Here is a 13219-nt window from a genome sequence, read left to right on the forward strand (position 1 = left end):
CTCAGACCATGGCGGCCGTGACCGGAAGGGGACAGAGAACGCCGGCCCTCTTAACGTAGGTTTAGGATTCAGTGACCTGGATCACTCCTACGCTGGTATCAAAGGCCGCACCCTGCCCCGCACCGCACACATTCCCCCGGGCGCAGGACCAGCCAGGAAGCACCGGGAGGACGCGTTGCGCATACTCGTCGTCGAAGACGACAACCGAGTCGCCGAAGCCCTCGCCGGCGCCCTGCGCCGCAACGGCTACGACGTGCAACGCGCCGCCAACGCCGCGCAAGCCCTCAACGCACCCCCCGTCGACCTTGTCCTGCTCGACCTGGGCCTGCCGGACCGCGACGGAATCGAGGTCTGCCGGGAACTGCGAGCCAGAGGCGGCGTCCCCGTCATCGCCGTCACCGCTCGAGGAGGCGAGCCCGACCGCGTCCGCGGACTACGCAGCGGCGCGGACGACTACGTGGTGAAACCCTTCGGCACCGCCGAACTCCTCGCCCGCATCGAAGCAGTCCTGCGACGCAGCATGAACCACCCCACCCACCAGGACCGCCCCCTCACCCTCGACGGCCTCGAAATAGACCTCGCACAGCGCACGGTCACCCTCGACGGACAACCCGTACCCCTGACGCGCAAGGAGTACGACATCCTGGCCGTACTGGCACGCGCCGGCGGCGCCGCCGTGGCCCGCGATCAAATCCTGGTCGAGGTATGGCAAACCACCTACGACGGCATGTCACGCACCCTCGACGTACACCTGGCCACCCTCCGCGGCAAGCTGGGTCGCACCGGAAGCCTCGTGCGGACAGTCCGCGGCTTCGGCTACCGCCTCACCATCCCCGACCCCACCCCGCCACCCCCGGCGACCGGCCCCTGAGCCCCCCATGCACCGCCGCCTCCTCGCCATCGTCTGTGCCCTCGTCGCCGGCCTCATCCTCGCCCTCAGCGTGCCCCTGGTACGCACCACTGCCGAACACACGATCCAGACCTCCTTCACCGGCCGTGTCCAGGACACCGCCTGGTTCGCCGACATGGCCGCCACCGCCCTCGAAACAGGACGCACCAGCCGCCTCGAAGCCGCCGCCACCCGCTACACCCGCCTCTACGACTCACAAGTCGCCATCGTCGACGCCGACCGAGAAGTCGTCGTCGCCCCAACTCCCGTCAACCTGAAAGAACCCCACGTGCGCTCCGCACTCCTCCAGGCCCTCGCCGACCGGCCCCCCGAACAACCCACCGTCGTCTGGCCATGGGACAACCGCCCCTTCATCCACGCCGACGCCATCAAACGAGACGGCCACATCCTTGGCGCCGTACTGATCATCTCCCCCACCGACCGAGCACGCTCCGAGGTCGCCGACTACCTCACCCTCGTCGTACTCGGCAGCCTCACCGCCCTCACCATCGTCCTGATCGCCGTCGCGACCCCCATCGTCCGCTGGGTACTACGCCCCATCCACGAACTCGACCGCGCGACACACGAAGTCGCCCAAGGTCGATTGCAAACCCACGTCTCAGACCGGGCCGGTGCCCCGGAACTACGCCGCCTCGCCAACAGCTTCAACGCGATGGCCGACAGCATGCACGCCTCCCAGGAACAACAACGCGCCTTCGTCGCACAAGCCTCCCACCAGCTACGCAACCCCCTGACCGCGCTCCGGCTGCGGGTGGAGAACGTAGAAGACTACGTGAACGACCCCCAGGGCCTTCACGAACTCCACAGCGCGGTCGAAGAGGCCGACCGATTCGGCAAAATGCTCGACGGACTGCTGCGCATGGCCAGAGCAGAAGCCTCCGAAGCAGAACGAACCCCCATCGACGTATCAGCCGTCGTCACCCACCGCGCCGACGCCTGGCGAGCCGCCTTCGACGCCGAAGGCATCCCCCTCACCACACGGATACCCGCCAACATCAACGCACTGTCCCTGCCCGGCTGCCTCGATCAAACACTCGACACCCTCCTCGACAACGCCCTCAAGTTCGGCGACGGCTCACCGGTGGACGTCTCCGTGACCCGTACCCCCGCCCCCCACGGCGACGACACCGCCAACCGGCGCAGCACCGCGGACGAGGCATACGACCGGGTAGAGGTGACCGTACGGGACCAAGGTTCCGGACTGACCGCGGAGGAACTCTCCCAGGCGGGCGGGAGATTCTGGCGCAGCACACGGCATCAGAACATTCCCGGTACCGGCCTCGGACTCGCACTCACGCGAATCCTGGTCGAAGCCGGAGGCGGCGAACTTCACCTGGCCTCGGCGCAACCCCACGGACTCACCGCAACCGTACGACTTCCAACTGCCCCCCACCCCACGACCACCGCCTGAACCCGGCCACCCCTCAAGGGTGCGACTCCTGATACCAGCGGGCCGCACCCGGATGCAGCTCCAACGGATCAGTGGCAATCGCCGACCGCCGATCCAGCCGCCGAGCCTCCGGATGCGCCCGTATCAACTGCGACTGCCCATCGAACAACAACCGTGTCAGCCAATACGCCTCCGACGCCGGCATGTCACGACGCACAACCAAGAAGTTGGGCACGCTCACCGTCGTCACCGCGCTCTGCGCCCCATAGACCACAGAAGGAACCGTGGTCTCGGTGTAAAGCTCCCCATACGACCGGGTGAGCTCCCCGACCACATCACCCAGGTCCACCAACCTGATCTCGGTGCCACGCCGCAGCTCCGTGATCGCAGCCGTCGGCAGACCCCCACTCCAAAAGAACGCATCAATCCGCCCCGCGGCCAGAGCTGCCGCGGACTCGCGCACGTCCAGCCGCAGCGACGTCACATCCTTCTCCGGCGAAAGCCCCGCAACCTTCAAAACGCGCTCGGCGATCAGCCCCGTACCCGACCCGTCAGAACCCACCGAGACCCGCAGACCCCGCAGCGCCTTCACACTGCGCACCGGGCTGTCCGCACGAACAACGAGCTGTACATAGTTGTCGTACAACGCAGCGAGCGCCACCACGGGCAGCGGCCGGGAGAAAGGCTGATGCCCGGCCACGGCGTCAGCCGCGGCATCCGCCAAGGCGAAGCCCACCCGCGCCTGCCCGCCATCCACCCTACGCAGGTTGTCGACGCTTCCACCTGTGTGCACAACCTGGGCCGAGACACTCGGCAAACGCCGCCCGATCACCTCGGCGTAGCCGGCCCCGTACTCCGCGTACACCCCGCCCGGGTTGCCGGTGGCCACAGCCATCCCACCGGACGGACGATCCGGCACGTCACTTCCCGTGCACGCCGTGGCCGACAGCATCACGGCGAGCGCAATGACGAGCAGACGTGCCACCCACATGGGACCAACTCCCTCAACAGCGCACCGCCGGCTCGGGACACAGGCAGGGACACCGAGACAGCCGCCTGAAACAGACTATCGCTGCTTTGCGCCTCCAACGGGGACGCTGCTCTGCTTCGACCCCTTTCCGAGACGGTCGGAACCGTTCTGACTTCTGTGCCGCTCTGGTATGGAGCCATCAGACAGACGGGCCTCGTGCCCATCGAGATGGGGGCGCTGGCGGTCGTTACCGGGCGGTTAAGCTGACCGAGCATCGTGCGGAGTACTCATCCGAGCGTGGACTGCACATTCAGGTCGCCGAATCCCTCAGCGCGTCCCGGGAGTCCGTTTGACCGTCTTCTCCTGAGCAGCCCGAGGCGTCGACTGTGATCACGGCCGTGTGGACAGCAGCTGTGGGACGCGGCTGTTCTGTCCGAGCCACGCGGCGACGTCCTTGTCGATGTACTCGACCAGGCGCAGCACCTCGGCCTGTGCGGCGGGGAGGGTGAGCCGGCGGCCGTGGCCACGACGTTCGGTCTGACCGGGCAGGGGAACGCCACGTACGGCGCGCCGGGTGGGCAGGCTGGCCGAGGTCTGCCGCGAAGTCCGGGCTCTCTCGCCGCACGGCCACAACCTGTTAGACGCCGCTCCGGCCTCGGCGGCGCCGCCCGGAGGGCGACCGCACCGCTCTCCAGCAGGGGCTTGGCCGGAACGGCGGAACAGCTCGTGTGGCTGGCGGATTGGCCGATTCGCGCCCTTTCCGTCGGTATGCCTCCGGACTCATCGTTTGACCTATGCGTGGCATGTGTAGTTGCCGTAGGACCCCAAGGGAAAACGGAGGACGATGGCATGTCCATTCGTAAACGGCTGACCGTCTCGGCGGCGGTTCTGGCGCTAGCCGGTGCCGGGCTGGTGGCTGTGCCTGCGGCTGCTGCGGCCGCGCCGGCACGAATCTCGGCGTCCAAGTGCTACTCCAAAGACCTGACCGGATCTCTGGGGCACAAGGGCAAAGAGATCTGGTGCAAAGGAGGCAGCTTCTACTACTACGGAATGATCGAATGTAAAAGGGTGGATGGCGGCAACATCATCCTGTACAAGCACTATGGCCCGACGGTAGGCCCCGGGGCGAAGTCCACGGTGTGGTGTGACTACGGGGCCGTAGTGAACGACTGGTGGGCCGTCCGCGTCTGACCCTGGCACCACGCGAACCGCAGGGCCCCTTCCCTCACGTGCGGGAAGGGGCCCTGCGGCCATGTCCACCGGCCGCGACCTCTCGTCGCTCGTGGACATCGAGGTCTGAGGCGAACCCACGAGGAAGAAGAACCGCTTGTCCGCGACGGTCCCAAGTGTCCCCACCACGGTGAGAAGTGGCTGCGCCAGGTGTTCGACCGGCGGGCCGCTCGGCTACACCGTCACCCTCAACCCCAGGAGACCCCAGCCTGACCGGCAGACCCGGACACCCGCCAGCCCTCAACGACCAGCGGGCACCCGGTCCTGCCCACACCCACCCTGACCTGCTGCTATTTACGCGCCAGTGATCGCGTAGTAACCATGCCTTGATCATGGTCTTGGAGTTGTCCTCGGTCTGCGGGTGCTCTCGTATCAGCCCGTCCAGTGTCGGGCGGGGCAGAGCCCGGAATGCGAGCGTGACCGACACATCGTCGAAGGCTTCCTGCGCGGCTACGAGCTCGGCCTCCGCCGCCTCCAGCTCCTTCTGCTCGCCGCCGGTCTCGGCGTCAGCCAGCCGGAGCCGGGCAACGTTCAGCTTCGCCCGGTCCAGGCGCTGCTTGGCCGACATGTCGTCGCACAGCTGAAGGACCTGCTCGGGCAGCTGCCGGGCTCGGAGCCGGGCGAGCTTGCGCACCCAGTGGTCGTCGCGGCCGGTGGCCGGCGAGGTCGTCGGTTCAGTGGGGGTGGTGCTGGTCATCGGGAGCTCCGTGGTGAGGGAGGTCCCGGCCGGGAAGGGGAGGGCGGGGTAGTTACGGCTTCGGCGCGGGGGCCGGCACGGGCGCGTCCTGGAGCGGCTTCTCCGTGATCGAGAACGCGACGGTGAACTTGGCGGCCTCGTTGTCCACGCTGTACTGCGGGGATCGGGAGCCGATACGGACCGGGAAGACGTCCATCGACCGGGAGCCAGGCACGTCGCCCTTGCGGAGGAACACCACCCAACCGGTGGAGTCCTTCGTGAGCAGCTGCTCGATCTCGTCCGCGACCTTGTCCTCGTAGAAGCCGAGCGACGAGTCATCGGCCTGGTCCACGCCCGGGATCTTCGACTCGAACGTGGAACCCAGGTCAGGGGTCTCGATCGCCTGGTTCGACAGCGACCAGCCATCGATCGCCGCGACCGCGTTCGTCAGGTCCGTGCCGGCGGTCAGCTCCGCCCGAGTAGGAAGGCGGCCACTGTCTTTGACGGTCTTCAGTCACAGAATGCGCGTGACTCCGCGCCGTGAGTACTTCTGGATCTGCAAGGTCTGCTGTCCGATTCCGGGACGGCAGCCGCACGTCAGGGAGGCCCCGTCCCTCGACGATGTCGGGGAACCGGCCCACCCGATGCTCGGGTTGGGCGTCCGCGTGGGGCCTCCGCGGTGAGGGGGTCAGCGTTCTCGGCGTGACCCGTCAGTACCAACATACTGTCGGCTACAGGCGAGTCCGTGGGTGGCGGGCTGATGAAGCCCGGCGTGTGACTATCCTGACCTCATGAGCCTTGGGGAGATACAGAAGGTGTGGGCCGATCGGCTCTCATCAACCTCCCCTGCCAAGGGCGTTGTAACGATGTCGGCTATCGGTCGGACAATCGTGTACGGAAGCGGGACCGGCAGATCCTCATTCATCGCCGCCAATGCCCTGTACTGGGACAAGAGCGCCGAGCTGGCCGTCGGCGCTGCACCGACCAGTGCCGGTAGGGCTTGGGCGCAGCACTCGGCGCTGATGGCCCTTCGGGACGAGCTCCACTTGGCCCGCTTCCCGGCCCCCGAAGACGTTGACCGTCGCGTCCATGACTTGCGAGCCCACGGCTGGACCACTGCCCGACGCCCGGAAGCACCCGCTGCGGCGCCGGACACGGGCAAGCGTTCGCTCCTGTTCACCTACAGCTACTCCACTGCTGCGACGGTCGCCCGGGAGCTCATGCGCCTGTGGGGTGGGCGCGATGTGCCGCCAGACCTGAACGTGGCGCAACTGCTCGACGAGATCGAGGCATACGGCGTTGACCTCTGGCGCATTGTCGAGGCAGGGCTACGGCTTCGCACAGACTGGCGCACTCCGTGCTTCCGCCGGTTGCCATCGTCACCCTGCGGAATCCTCAAGCTGGCCACGCCGAACGTCCCTCGCGGTCCCGATTCACTTCTGCGCCCCGAAGTCCTCGCCCATTCCTGGGCGTTGTCGGCCTGACTCTTGTGCGGGCCCGCGCGCCCGCACGTTCACGTGGAGATGCAGTGCAGCACATCGTCACAGCGGTGTCCGACGTCCTGGCGGCCAACCCGGCAGAATCCACTGCGGCTGGCCTCGCCGCTGCGGTCATCGGTCCGCCCCTGATCAAGCGCACGGTGGAAATCACCGCCGCGTACTGGGCTCCCAAGGTCACCCGGTTCCGGCGGGCCGTCGCCGAGCACGTGGCCCCGAAGGACCCCGGATCGCCCATGGACGATCACGGTCAGGCCAGCTGACCTCGGCCGCCGGGCGGGCTATCCGTGCCCGCCCGGCGGTCACCCTCCGCACGCCTCCGAACCCGAGGACGCTCCCTGCCCTGCGGCTGGTCGGGCGTCCTACCCGCGCCGCTCGTTCTCGCTGTGTGGGATCCGTTGACCAAAGGCCGCCTCTCGTCCCGTCGCGGCGGTGCCTTCGCGTCAGAAGTGTGGTCGCAGATCGGGGTGGTGGAATGCCGCCGGATCGGATGAGCGACTGGCCCTGGCCCGTACGGCCGGCGAGCGGGTCAACGCCTACGTCGGGCCCGAGATTCACGACCGGCACTCGGTCACGTTCAGCCTCGGCAACGTCATCATCCACAGCGTCAGCGCCGCCCTGGAGATGAGCGACCAGACGAAGGCCCTCCGTCTCAACCGCGAAGCGGACCCCGCCCACATCGCGGTCCTGCCGAACTCCTGTCTCGGCCACCACCACATGGACCTCGCCCGCGCCTGGCTGTGGGACGGCAACCGCGACCAGGCCCTCACCGAGCTGGAGACCGCCGAACGTATCGCCTCGTCCGCAACCACCCAGTCGCGCGGGCCACGCTGCGGAAGATCATCTATGTCGAGCGGGTTGCCACCCGCCAGCGGCTGCGCGGCATGACCGGACGCTTTTCGCTGGACTGATCTGCGGGTATTCCGCGACTTCATATTCACCGGTGGTCGACTGCATACGTTCCGCTACATGACCTCTGCGCGTCGCACTGACCATAACCGCGTACGACAACAAGCCGATGATCCTGACCCGCGCTGGCCCCTGCGAGGCGATCTCGCCTACGACACCGCCACCTCCCGCACGGGTGTGGTCATAGACACCCCCGGGGACACCGGCACCACCGTTTACCGCCTGTGCCGCGAGGGCGGAGGCGCGGACGGCTGGAGCGCCTCGCTCGACACCCTCGGCAGCCCCGACCCCAGCCCCTCCCTGCGAGCCCGCGCCGAGCGGGGCATGGAGCGGTTCCTGCGGGGTGCCGGCGAGGGAGGGACGCCATGAGCAGGCGCCCCGCCTGGCTCTACGAGGGCGCCAGGATCTACGACCCGGGCAAGGAGCGCGAGGGGGTCGTGCAGTTCGTCGGCGAGCGGGAAGACCCTCAGACCCGCCGTGTCATCCCTGAAGCCGTGTTCCTGCGCCCCGAAGGGGGCGGCGCGGAATGGGTCGTCGCCAACTATTAGGCGCTCCGCCAGGCTGACGCCCGCTGGACCCGCAGACTCCCCGCCCGGCGCCACCGCCCCAGGCGGTACGCACCACTCGAACCCGATCGAGAGGAGCACGATGCACAGTGCATGAGGCTCGCGACCCGTCTCGCTGTGCCCAATCGGTCCTGCGCAGACTGTCACTGGCTGCGTTTACCACAGCGGGGATCCCGGTGGATGCGGGCGCGCCTGACGGGTTGCCGGTTCCCGAACCGTACGGGTGGCTGCCTAGAGCGTGCGGGTAACGGTGACCACCACGGTGACGCGGTCGGATGTGCATTGCTGGGACAGGTAGGCCGAGACGGCGTTGCGCACGTCGTCGCGTACCTGCCTGGCCACGTCGACGACGCGCTGGTCGGCGTGCAGGATGCAGCGGACCTCCACGTGCCATCCGTCGGCCGGGGTGTGTTCACAGCGGACGCCGGCTGCCTCGCGGTGGGGGGAGGTTCCTGCGGTCACGGCCTGGTGTGCGCGAGATGCTGCCAGAGCCAGTCGGTCGGCGAGCGCGGGCTGGAGTGCTGCCACGCCTGGTACGCCAGAGGCTGCTTCGGCTGCCACGCGCTGGATGTCCACGCGGTGAGAGACGGTCATCGTTCGCTCAGCTCTGACCGCGTGCCACCCGGCACGCGGGACGGCTCCAGCACCGCGTTGACATCCACATCGACGGTCGTGACGGCGAGACCGAGAACATGCTCCGCTGCGTGCAAGACAGCTTGGCGCACGGCTTCGGCCTGCTCTCGCAATGGCTTGTCGAGCTTGGCCGCGACCGTGAGGGCGACGACGTGGGCGACGTGTCCGCCCTTCGAGGCGGACAGCCGACAGCTGGCAGTACGGGTGCCGGGGACTGTGTCGGCGGCCCGGCGGAGCACTTTGGCGGCGGCGCTCTCGGCAATGCGGAGGTCGTGGCCAGGGTCGTTCAGCGTCAGTAGGGCGCCCAGCCGTACCTCGGCGCGGACCGCGTTGATGACTCGGTTGGCGAGGCTGCGGGTGTCGGGGTGTTCCGCGGTGCGCAGAGCACGGGTGGCCCGGTCCAGGGCGGTCAGCCCTTCGACGGCCTCGCGGCAGCAGGGGCATCGGATGCTGTGCGAATCGGCCGTACCGGCAGGTGCGCGTGCTTGCTCCCAGGCGCGGCCAAGGGGGCGTCCACAGGGCAGGAGCTCCGCGCCGGCAAGCAGCTCGGTGTCACTGTGCAGAGGTGTTGTGGCGCGCGTGGCGCACACGCTTTCGGGCTGTTCGTCAGAGTTCAGGTGCCGGCCGTTCAGCGCCATGGGCGCATCGCCTCCATCAGAGCGCGTCGCGCGCGGGAGAGTCTGCCGCGCACCGTCTGTTCGCTGGCGCCCAGGACGTGGGCGATCTCGTCGTAGTGCAGGCCGTGAAGTTCCCGCAGGACCCAGCACGCACGAAGTTCAGGGCGCAGTTCCACAAGGGCCTCTACGAGGGCGGCGGTCGCTGCGTCGGTTTCAGCTACTCGCGGCGGTGAACTGCCGGAGTCGGCGGCCGTAGGTTCCGCGACGGTGTCCAGCGGTACCGCGCGGGGGCGGCGCAGGACGTTGAGGCAGCGGTTGGTCACGATGCGGTACATCCAGGTGCCGAACGAGGCGCCGTGGCGGAATTCCGGCAGCTGTCTCCATGCGCTGAGGAAGGCTTCTTGCACCGCGTCTTCGGCGTCCGCACGGTTTCCGAGCAGATGCTGGGCCAGGGCGAGCAAGTGGCTGCTGTGTCGGCGGACCAGGATGGCGAAGGCGTCGTCATCGTCTTCGCAAGCCCGTACTGCCAGCACGCTGTCGTCCAGGTCGCTGAGAGCGTCCTCGGCCACAGCGCCGAAGGTCGGCACCGGGGGCGGTCGTATGGGCAGGTCGGTGCCGGGCGCAGGAGAGGGGCTGGTCTGGTTGCGCATCCGCCGCTCGCTTCCTGCCGCCGGATCGCGGCCCGCGTATGCCCTTATCGATGGTACGGCTGTGGACTGTGCGAGGGGGGTGAGGATTGTCCGCGCGGTGTGTCCAAAGGATGAGGGCGTCGCACCGGCGTCTGGATCAACATTCTGGGGAGGTCCTCATGTCGGACATCATCAACCCCACCACTGGAGGGAATGCGCCACGCTCCGCGGGCAAGGAGCTCACAGGTCAGGCCGGCGCAGACGCGGCGCCCGAGACGCGCGGCCGGACGACGATCGCCGACAGCGTGGTCGAAAAGATCGCAGGAATGGCCGCCCGTGAGGTGCCGGGCATCCACAGCCTCGGCTCCGGCATGTCCCGCACGCTCGGTGCGGTCACGGACAAAGTCCCCGGCGGCCGCCCCAACGTGTCCCGCGGGGTGAAAGTCGAGGTGGGCGAGCGGCAGGCCGCCGTCGATCTTGACGTGGTCGTGGAGTACGGCGTCCCCATCGCGGACCTCGCCGCCGAGGTCCGTACCAGCGTCATCACCGCCGTCGAGCGTATGACCGGTCTGGAAGTCGTCGAAGTGAACATTGCCGTCGACGATGTCCACCTTCCCGACGAAGAGGACGACGAGGAGGACGGAGGCCGCGTGCAGTGACCTTCGAATCCTGCACGCGACCGGGCCGAGAAGAGAAGAAGCAATCTGAAATCAGGTGAGTGATATGAACGCAGCAACCGTGGGTCTGCTGACCGGCATGGCCCTGGGCTTCGCCGCATTCTTCGGCGGATTCTGGGCGTTCCTGCTCGTCGCATTCCTGGGCCTGGTGGGCCTGATCATCGGCCGTATGGCGCAGGGTGACCTCGACCTGTCCGACTTCACCCGCTCCCGGGACCGGCAGTGACAGCGCAACGCGCCGCCGCCAGGCCAGAGGCAGCCGCCCCCACCCGGGCAGCGCCCCTACCGCCCGCTGAACGCGGCGCCACAGTCATTCCGGAAAAGGTGGTGGCCCGTATTGCGGCCCGCGCAGCAAAGGAGGCGCTGGCCGAAAGCACGGACACCTCGGGCGCGGCCGCGCAGCTTGCTGCCCCCCACGCCTCGGCGACCGTCGCCGGCGGCTCAGCCCGGCTGGGGCTCAACGTGGAGCTGCCTTATCCGTCAGACCTCGTTCTGGCCTCCCGCGGCGTACAGCACTACGTCAGCGAGCGGGTAGGCCACCTGACCGGGATGCGTGTCACTGAAGTCACCCTCGCCATCGAGCGCCTCGTTCCCGCCGACGGCTCGCAACGCCGACGCGTGCAGTGAACCGGAGCGCATCGCGACCGGGAAGGAGAGGCGGCATGGAACGCGACCAAGACGCACCAGCGCAGACAAAGAGACCCCCGGCGACAGACGAGGCCACGTCGCGCACCGCGGTGCCGCTGCCCCAGAAGCCTCCACCTGAGCCCCGTCCGGCTGCGCGCCCGTGGTCCGCGCGCCGGATACCCGCCGCGATCACAGCACTGATCATCGGGGCTGCGGCCGGCCTTCTCCTGTTCGACGTCATCAGGGTTCGCGCGGGCAGCCCAGCCGCAGCGTGGCGCGGGCGCCTGGCCGAGGAACTGGCCACCCGCCCGCTGGACGACACCTCTGTCCAAATCGGCGCAGGTGTCATCGCCGCCCTCGGACTCTGGTTGATCATCCTGGCTTTGACCCCCGGCCTGCGTCGCCAGCTGCCCCTGCAGAGACCCAGCGCGCGAATGTATGCCGTGCTGGACCGCACTGCTGCGGAACTCCGTATGCGGGATGCCGCGATGCATGTCCCGGGCGTCAGCGCCGCCAAGGTCAAGTTCTCTCAACACCGCGTAGCAGTCCACGTGGATGTCCGCTTCCGAGCCCCGGCCGATGTCAAGGCCGATCTGCAGGCCGCTCTGGAGGAGCAGCTCGACCGGCTTGCCCTGGCCCGCCCTCCGCGGCTCGACGTCCGGGTACGCCCCCGCCGCAAGTAGCCCCGCCCGGTTGACCGCCCCGCCGGAAGAGGCAGGAAAAGGGGATCTCGATGAAGAGGAAGTCCGTAGTCAACCGAACCCTGCTGGCCGTAGCGGGCATCATCCTGCTCGGTGGGAGCCTGCTGATCCTGGCGGGCGGCTTCGACCTCTACCGGCGCTGGCGCATGACACCACCCGACGGCTGGCCCCTGACCGTCCCCGCCCACGTCCTCCTCGGCGAGGCAGACCGCACGCGCTGGACCGGCGAAGGATGGTGGTGGCCTGCGGCCATTGCGGTCCTGGCGATCGTCGTCCTGTTCGCCCTGTGGTGGCTGCTTGCGCAACTGCGCCGCTCCCGCCCCGGCCCCTTGACGGTGGGAGAAACGCCGACCGTGGACGGGGTGGAACTGCGCGAGGAGGCGCTCAGCGATGCCCTCGCAGCGGACGCCCGCCGGCTGTCCGGTGTCAGCCAGGCCCGCGCACGCATGACCGGCTCCTCCCGCCATCCCGAGGCAGACCTCGACATCACCCTCAGCCCCGCCGCTGATCCCGGCCCCGTTCTCCAGGAGCTGTACGGCGGTCCACTGGAGCGCGCACGGCAATCAACGGGCCGTGACCTCAACGCCCGTGCGCACCTGAGGGCGACCCCGCACAAAGCCCGCCGCGCAGACTAGGGCCACTACCCCTGCACCCCTGCGTGGGGCATCTGCCCGGCCCGCACATGAAGCGGCCCCGCCCCCTGGGCTTGAGTTCTAGGGCCTGTGTGATGTTGTGATCAGTCGGCGGCTTTCAGGAGGTCGTCGATCCAGATCATTGCGGCGCGGAGGTGGAGGCCGGCGAGGTAGCTCTCGGGTGCCTTGTCGTAGCGGGTGGCGATGCCTCGCCAGGCCTTCAGCTTGTTGATCAGGCGTTCGACCGTGTTTCGTTCCTTGTAGAGGTCGGCGTCGTGGCTGAGGGGTCGGCCGCCTCGTGCGCCCTTCTTCTTGCGGTTGGCGGCCTGGTCCCGCTTTTCCGGGATGACTGCCTTGATACCGCGTCGGCGCAGGTAGGAGCGGTTGCCGCGGGACGAGTAGGCCTTGTCCGCGGCCACCGCGCCGGGTCTGGTGCGGGGACGGCCGGCGGGCAGGCGAACTCTCACCTTCGCGAGCACGGGGATGAACTGCGGGCTGTCCCCGGCCTGTCCGGCGGTCAGTACCAAGGCGAGCGGGCGGCAGCTGCGGTCTGCGG

General features: G+C 68.4%; 19 protein-coding genes and 1 pseudogene. 13 read left to right on the forward strand and 7 right to left on the reverse strand.

Annotation, left to right across the window (positions count from 1 at the left end; genetic code table 11):
- The first annotated feature begins 175 nt into the window (after nucleotides 1-175).
- A complete protein-coding gene (locus ACFY04_RS39740) occupies nucleotides 176-871 on the forward strand; it encodes a response regulator transcription factor (RefSeq protein WP_386391030.1) in 696 nt (231 codons plus the stop codon).
- A 7-nt stretch (nucleotides 872-878) separates the two neighbouring features.
- Nucleotides 879-2321: an ATP-binding protein gene (locus ACFY04_RS39745; protein ID WP_389125219.1), complete on the forward strand. Its 1443-nt coding sequence runs from the start codon at nucleotides 879-881 to the stop codon at nucleotides 2319-2321.
- 13 nt (nucleotides 2322-2334) lie between these two features.
- Here ACFY04_RS39745 and ACFY04_RS39750 read toward each other — a convergent pair whose 3' ends face one another.
- The gene (locus ACFY04_RS39750; RefSeq protein ID WP_389125221.1) at nucleotides 2335-3291 is read right to left on the reverse strand and encodes a TAXI family TRAP transporter solute-binding subunit; all 957 of its coding nucleotides are present in this window, start codon (nucleotides 3289-3291) and stop codon (nucleotides 2335-2337) included.
- 828 nt (nucleotides 3292-4119) lie between these two features.
- Here ACFY04_RS39750 and ACFY04_RS39755 point away from each other — a divergent pair.
- A complete protein-coding gene (locus ACFY04_RS39755; RefSeq protein WP_389125224.1) occupies nucleotides 4120-4461 on the forward strand; it encodes a hypothetical protein in 342 nt (113 codons plus the stop codon).
- Between the two features lie 34 nt (nucleotides 4462-4495).
- Here ACFY04_RS39755 and ACFY04_RS39760 read toward each other — a convergent pair whose 3' ends face one another.
- Both ACFY04_RS39760 and ACFY04_RS39765 read right to left on the reverse strand, forming a co-directional pair.
- On the reverse strand, nucleotides 4496-5197 hold the full coding sequence (locus ACFY04_RS39760) for a hypothetical protein (RefSeq protein WP_389125226.1): 702 nt from the start codon (nucleotides 5195-5197) through the stop codon (nucleotides 4496-4498).
- Nucleotides 5198-5249: 52 nt separating this feature from the next.
- Nucleotides 5250-5528 carry a hypothetical protein gene (locus ACFY04_RS39765; protein ID WP_389125227.1) on the reverse strand — a complete coding sequence of 93 codons (279 nt, stop codon included), beginning with the start codon at nucleotides 5526-5528 and terminating at the stop codon, nucleotides 5250-5252.
- 439 nt (nucleotides 5529-5967) lie between these two features.
- Here ACFY04_RS39765 and ACFY04_RS39770 point away from each other — a divergent pair, with 439 nt between their 5' ends.
- From ACFY04_RS39770 to ACFY04_RS39790, 5 genes and pseudogenes are all read left to right on the forward strand, one after another.
- A complete protein-coding gene (locus ACFY04_RS39770) occupies nucleotides 5968-6660 on the forward strand; it encodes a hypothetical protein (RefSeq protein ID WP_389125230.1) in 693 nt (230 codons plus the stop codon).
- Nucleotides 6661-6704: 44 nt separating this feature from the next.
- Nucleotides 6705-6935, forward strand: coding sequence for a hypothetical protein (locus ACFY04_RS39775; RefSeq protein WP_389125233.1), 231 nt, complete (start codon nucleotides 6705-6707; stop codon nucleotides 6933-6935).
- Between the two features lie 232 nt (nucleotides 6936-7167).
- Nucleotides 7168-7583 (forward strand): annotated as a pseudogene (locus ACFY04_RS39780) (transcriptional regulator); the annotation flags it as partial.
- Nucleotides 7584-7641: 58 nt separating this feature from the next.
- A complete protein-coding gene (locus tag ACFY04_RS39785) occupies nucleotides 7642-7950 on the forward strand; it encodes a hypothetical protein (protein ID WP_389125235.1) in 309 nt (102 codons plus the stop codon).
- The gene (locus ACFY04_RS39790) at nucleotides 7947-8129 is read left to right on the forward strand and encodes a hypothetical protein (RefSeq protein WP_389125238.1); all 183 of its coding nucleotides are present in this window, start codon (nucleotides 7947-7949) and stop codon (nucleotides 8127-8129) included. Before ACFY04_RS39785 ends, ACFY04_RS39790 begins: the two co-directional genes overlap by 4 nt.
- Before the next feature lie 249 nt (nucleotides 8130-8378).
- On the opposite strand, the gene ACFY04_RS39795 is transcribed toward ACFY04_RS39790, so the two are convergent.
- The 3 genes from ACFY04_RS39795 to ACFY04_RS39805 form a co-directional block, all read right to left on the reverse strand.
- Nucleotides 8379-8675, reverse strand: coding sequence for a hypothetical protein (locus tag ACFY04_RS39795; RefSeq protein ID WP_389125241.1), 297 nt, complete (start codon nucleotides 8673-8675; stop codon nucleotides 8379-8381).
- A gap of 62 nt (nucleotides 8676-8737) precedes the next feature.
- The gene (locus ACFY04_RS39800; RefSeq protein ID WP_389125244.1) at nucleotides 8738-9418 is read right to left on the reverse strand and encodes a hypothetical protein; all 681 of its coding nucleotides are present in this window, start codon (nucleotides 9416-9418) and stop codon (nucleotides 8738-8740) included.
- Nucleotides 9409-10047, reverse strand: a complete 639-nt coding sequence (locus tag ACFY04_RS39805; protein WP_389125246.1) for an RNA polymerase sigma factor — start codon at nucleotides 10045-10047, stop codon at nucleotides 9409-9411. Before ACFY04_RS39805 ends, ACFY04_RS39800 begins: the two co-directional genes overlap by 10 nt.
- A 158-nt stretch (nucleotides 10048-10205) precedes the next feature.
- Here ACFY04_RS39805 and ACFY04_RS39810 point away from each other — a divergent pair, with 158 nt between their 5' ends.
- The 5 genes from ACFY04_RS39810 (at nucleotide 10206) to ACFY04_RS39830 (ending at nucleotide 12666) form a co-directional block, all read left to right on the forward strand.
- Nucleotides 10206-10685 carry an Asp23/Gls24 family envelope stress response protein gene (locus tag ACFY04_RS39810; RefSeq protein WP_389125248.1) on the forward strand — a complete coding sequence of 160 codons (480 nt, stop codon included), beginning with the start codon at nucleotides 10206-10208 and terminating at the stop codon, nucleotides 10683-10685.
- Nucleotides 10686-10749: 64 nt separating this feature from the next.
- Nucleotides 10750-10929 carry a hypothetical protein gene (locus tag ACFY04_RS39815; RefSeq protein ID WP_189733851.1) on the forward strand — a complete coding sequence of 60 codons (180 nt, stop codon included), beginning with the start codon at nucleotides 10750-10752 and terminating at the stop codon, nucleotides 10927-10929.
- Between the two features lie 101 nt (nucleotides 10930-11030).
- A complete protein-coding gene (locus ACFY04_RS39820; RefSeq protein WP_389125250.1) occupies nucleotides 11031-11330 on the forward strand; it encodes a hypothetical protein in 300 nt (99 codons plus the stop codon).
- A gap of 35 nt (nucleotides 11331-11365) precedes the next feature.
- The gene (locus tag ACFY04_RS39825) at nucleotides 11366-12013 is read left to right on the forward strand and encodes a DUF6286 domain-containing protein (RefSeq protein WP_389125253.1); all 648 of its coding nucleotides are present in this window, start codon (nucleotides 11366-11368) and stop codon (nucleotides 12011-12013) included.
- A 50-nt stretch (nucleotides 12014-12063) separates the two neighbouring features.
- Nucleotides 12064-12666: an alkaline shock response membrane anchor protein AmaP gene (locus ACFY04_RS39830; protein WP_389125255.1), complete on the forward strand. Its 603-nt coding sequence runs from the start codon at nucleotides 12064-12066 to the stop codon at nucleotides 12664-12666.
- Between the two features lie 101 nt (nucleotides 12667-12767).
- Here ACFY04_RS39830 and ACFY04_RS39835 read toward each other — a convergent pair.
- On the reverse strand, nucleotides 12768-13219 hold a 452-nt coding region (locus ACFY04_RS39835), incomplete at its 5' end, for an IS5 family transposase (RefSeq protein WP_389125257.1).

Source organism: Streptomyces sp. NPDC001549, from assembly GCF_042894025.1.
In the GTDB taxonomy this organism is placed as follows: Bacteria; Actinomycetota; Actinomycetes; order Streptomycetales; family Streptomycetaceae; genus Streptomyces; species Streptomyces kutzneri.

Bases quoted from the DNA above. Each gene is read 5' to 3' on its own strand.
- ACFY04_RS39755 (WP_389125224.1), top strand. From the start codon at position 4,120: ATGTCCATTCGTAAACGGCTGACCGTCTCGGCGGCGGTTCTGGCGCTA.
- ACFY04_RS39830 (WP_389125255.1), top strand. From the start codon at position 12,064: ATGAAGAGGAAGTCCGTAGTCAACCGAACCCTGCTGGCCGTAGCGGGC.
- ACFY04_RS39785 (WP_389125235.1), top strand. From the start codon at position 7,642: ATGACCTCTGCGCGTCGCACTGACCATAACCGCGTACGACAACAAGCC.
- ACFY04_RS39750 (WP_389125221.1), bottom strand. From the start codon at position 3,291: ATGTGGGTGGCACGTCTGCTCGTCATTGCGCTCGCCGTGATGCTGTCG.
- ACFY04_RS39800 (WP_389125244.1), bottom strand. From the start codon at position 9,418: ATGGCGCTGAACGGCCGGCACCTGAACTCTGACGAACAGCCCGAAAGC.
- ACFY04_RS39805 (WP_389125246.1), bottom strand. From the start codon at position 10,047: ATGCGCAACCAGACCAGCCCCTCTCCTGCGCCCGGCACCGACCTGCCC.
- ACFY04_RS39810 (WP_389125248.1), top strand. From the start codon at position 10,206: ATGTCGGACATCATCAACCCCACCACTGGAGGGAATGCGCCACGCTCC.
- ACFY04_RS39745 (WP_389125219.1), top strand. From the start codon at position 879: ATGCACCGCCGCCTCCTCGCCATCGTCTGTGCCCTCGTCGCCGGCCTC.
- ACFY04_RS39760 (WP_389125226.1), bottom strand. From the start codon at position 5,197: ATGACCAGCACCACCCCCACTGAACCGACGACCTCGCCGGCCACCGGC.
- ACFY04_RS39815 (WP_189733851.1), top strand. From the start codon at position 10,750: ATGAACGCAGCAACCGTGGGTCTGCTGACCGGCATGGCCCTGGGCTTC.
- ACFY04_RS39770 (WP_389125230.1), top strand. From the start codon at position 5,968: ATGAGCCTTGGGGAGATACAGAAGGTGTGGGCCGATCGGCTCTCATCA.
- ACFY04_RS39825 (WP_389125253.1), top strand. From the start codon at position 11,366: ATGGAACGCGACCAAGACGCACCAGCGCAGACAAAGAGACCCCCGGCG.
- ACFY04_RS39790 (WP_389125238.1), top strand. From the start codon at position 7,947: ATGAGCAGGCGCCCCGCCTGGCTCTACGAGGGCGCCAGGATCTACGAC.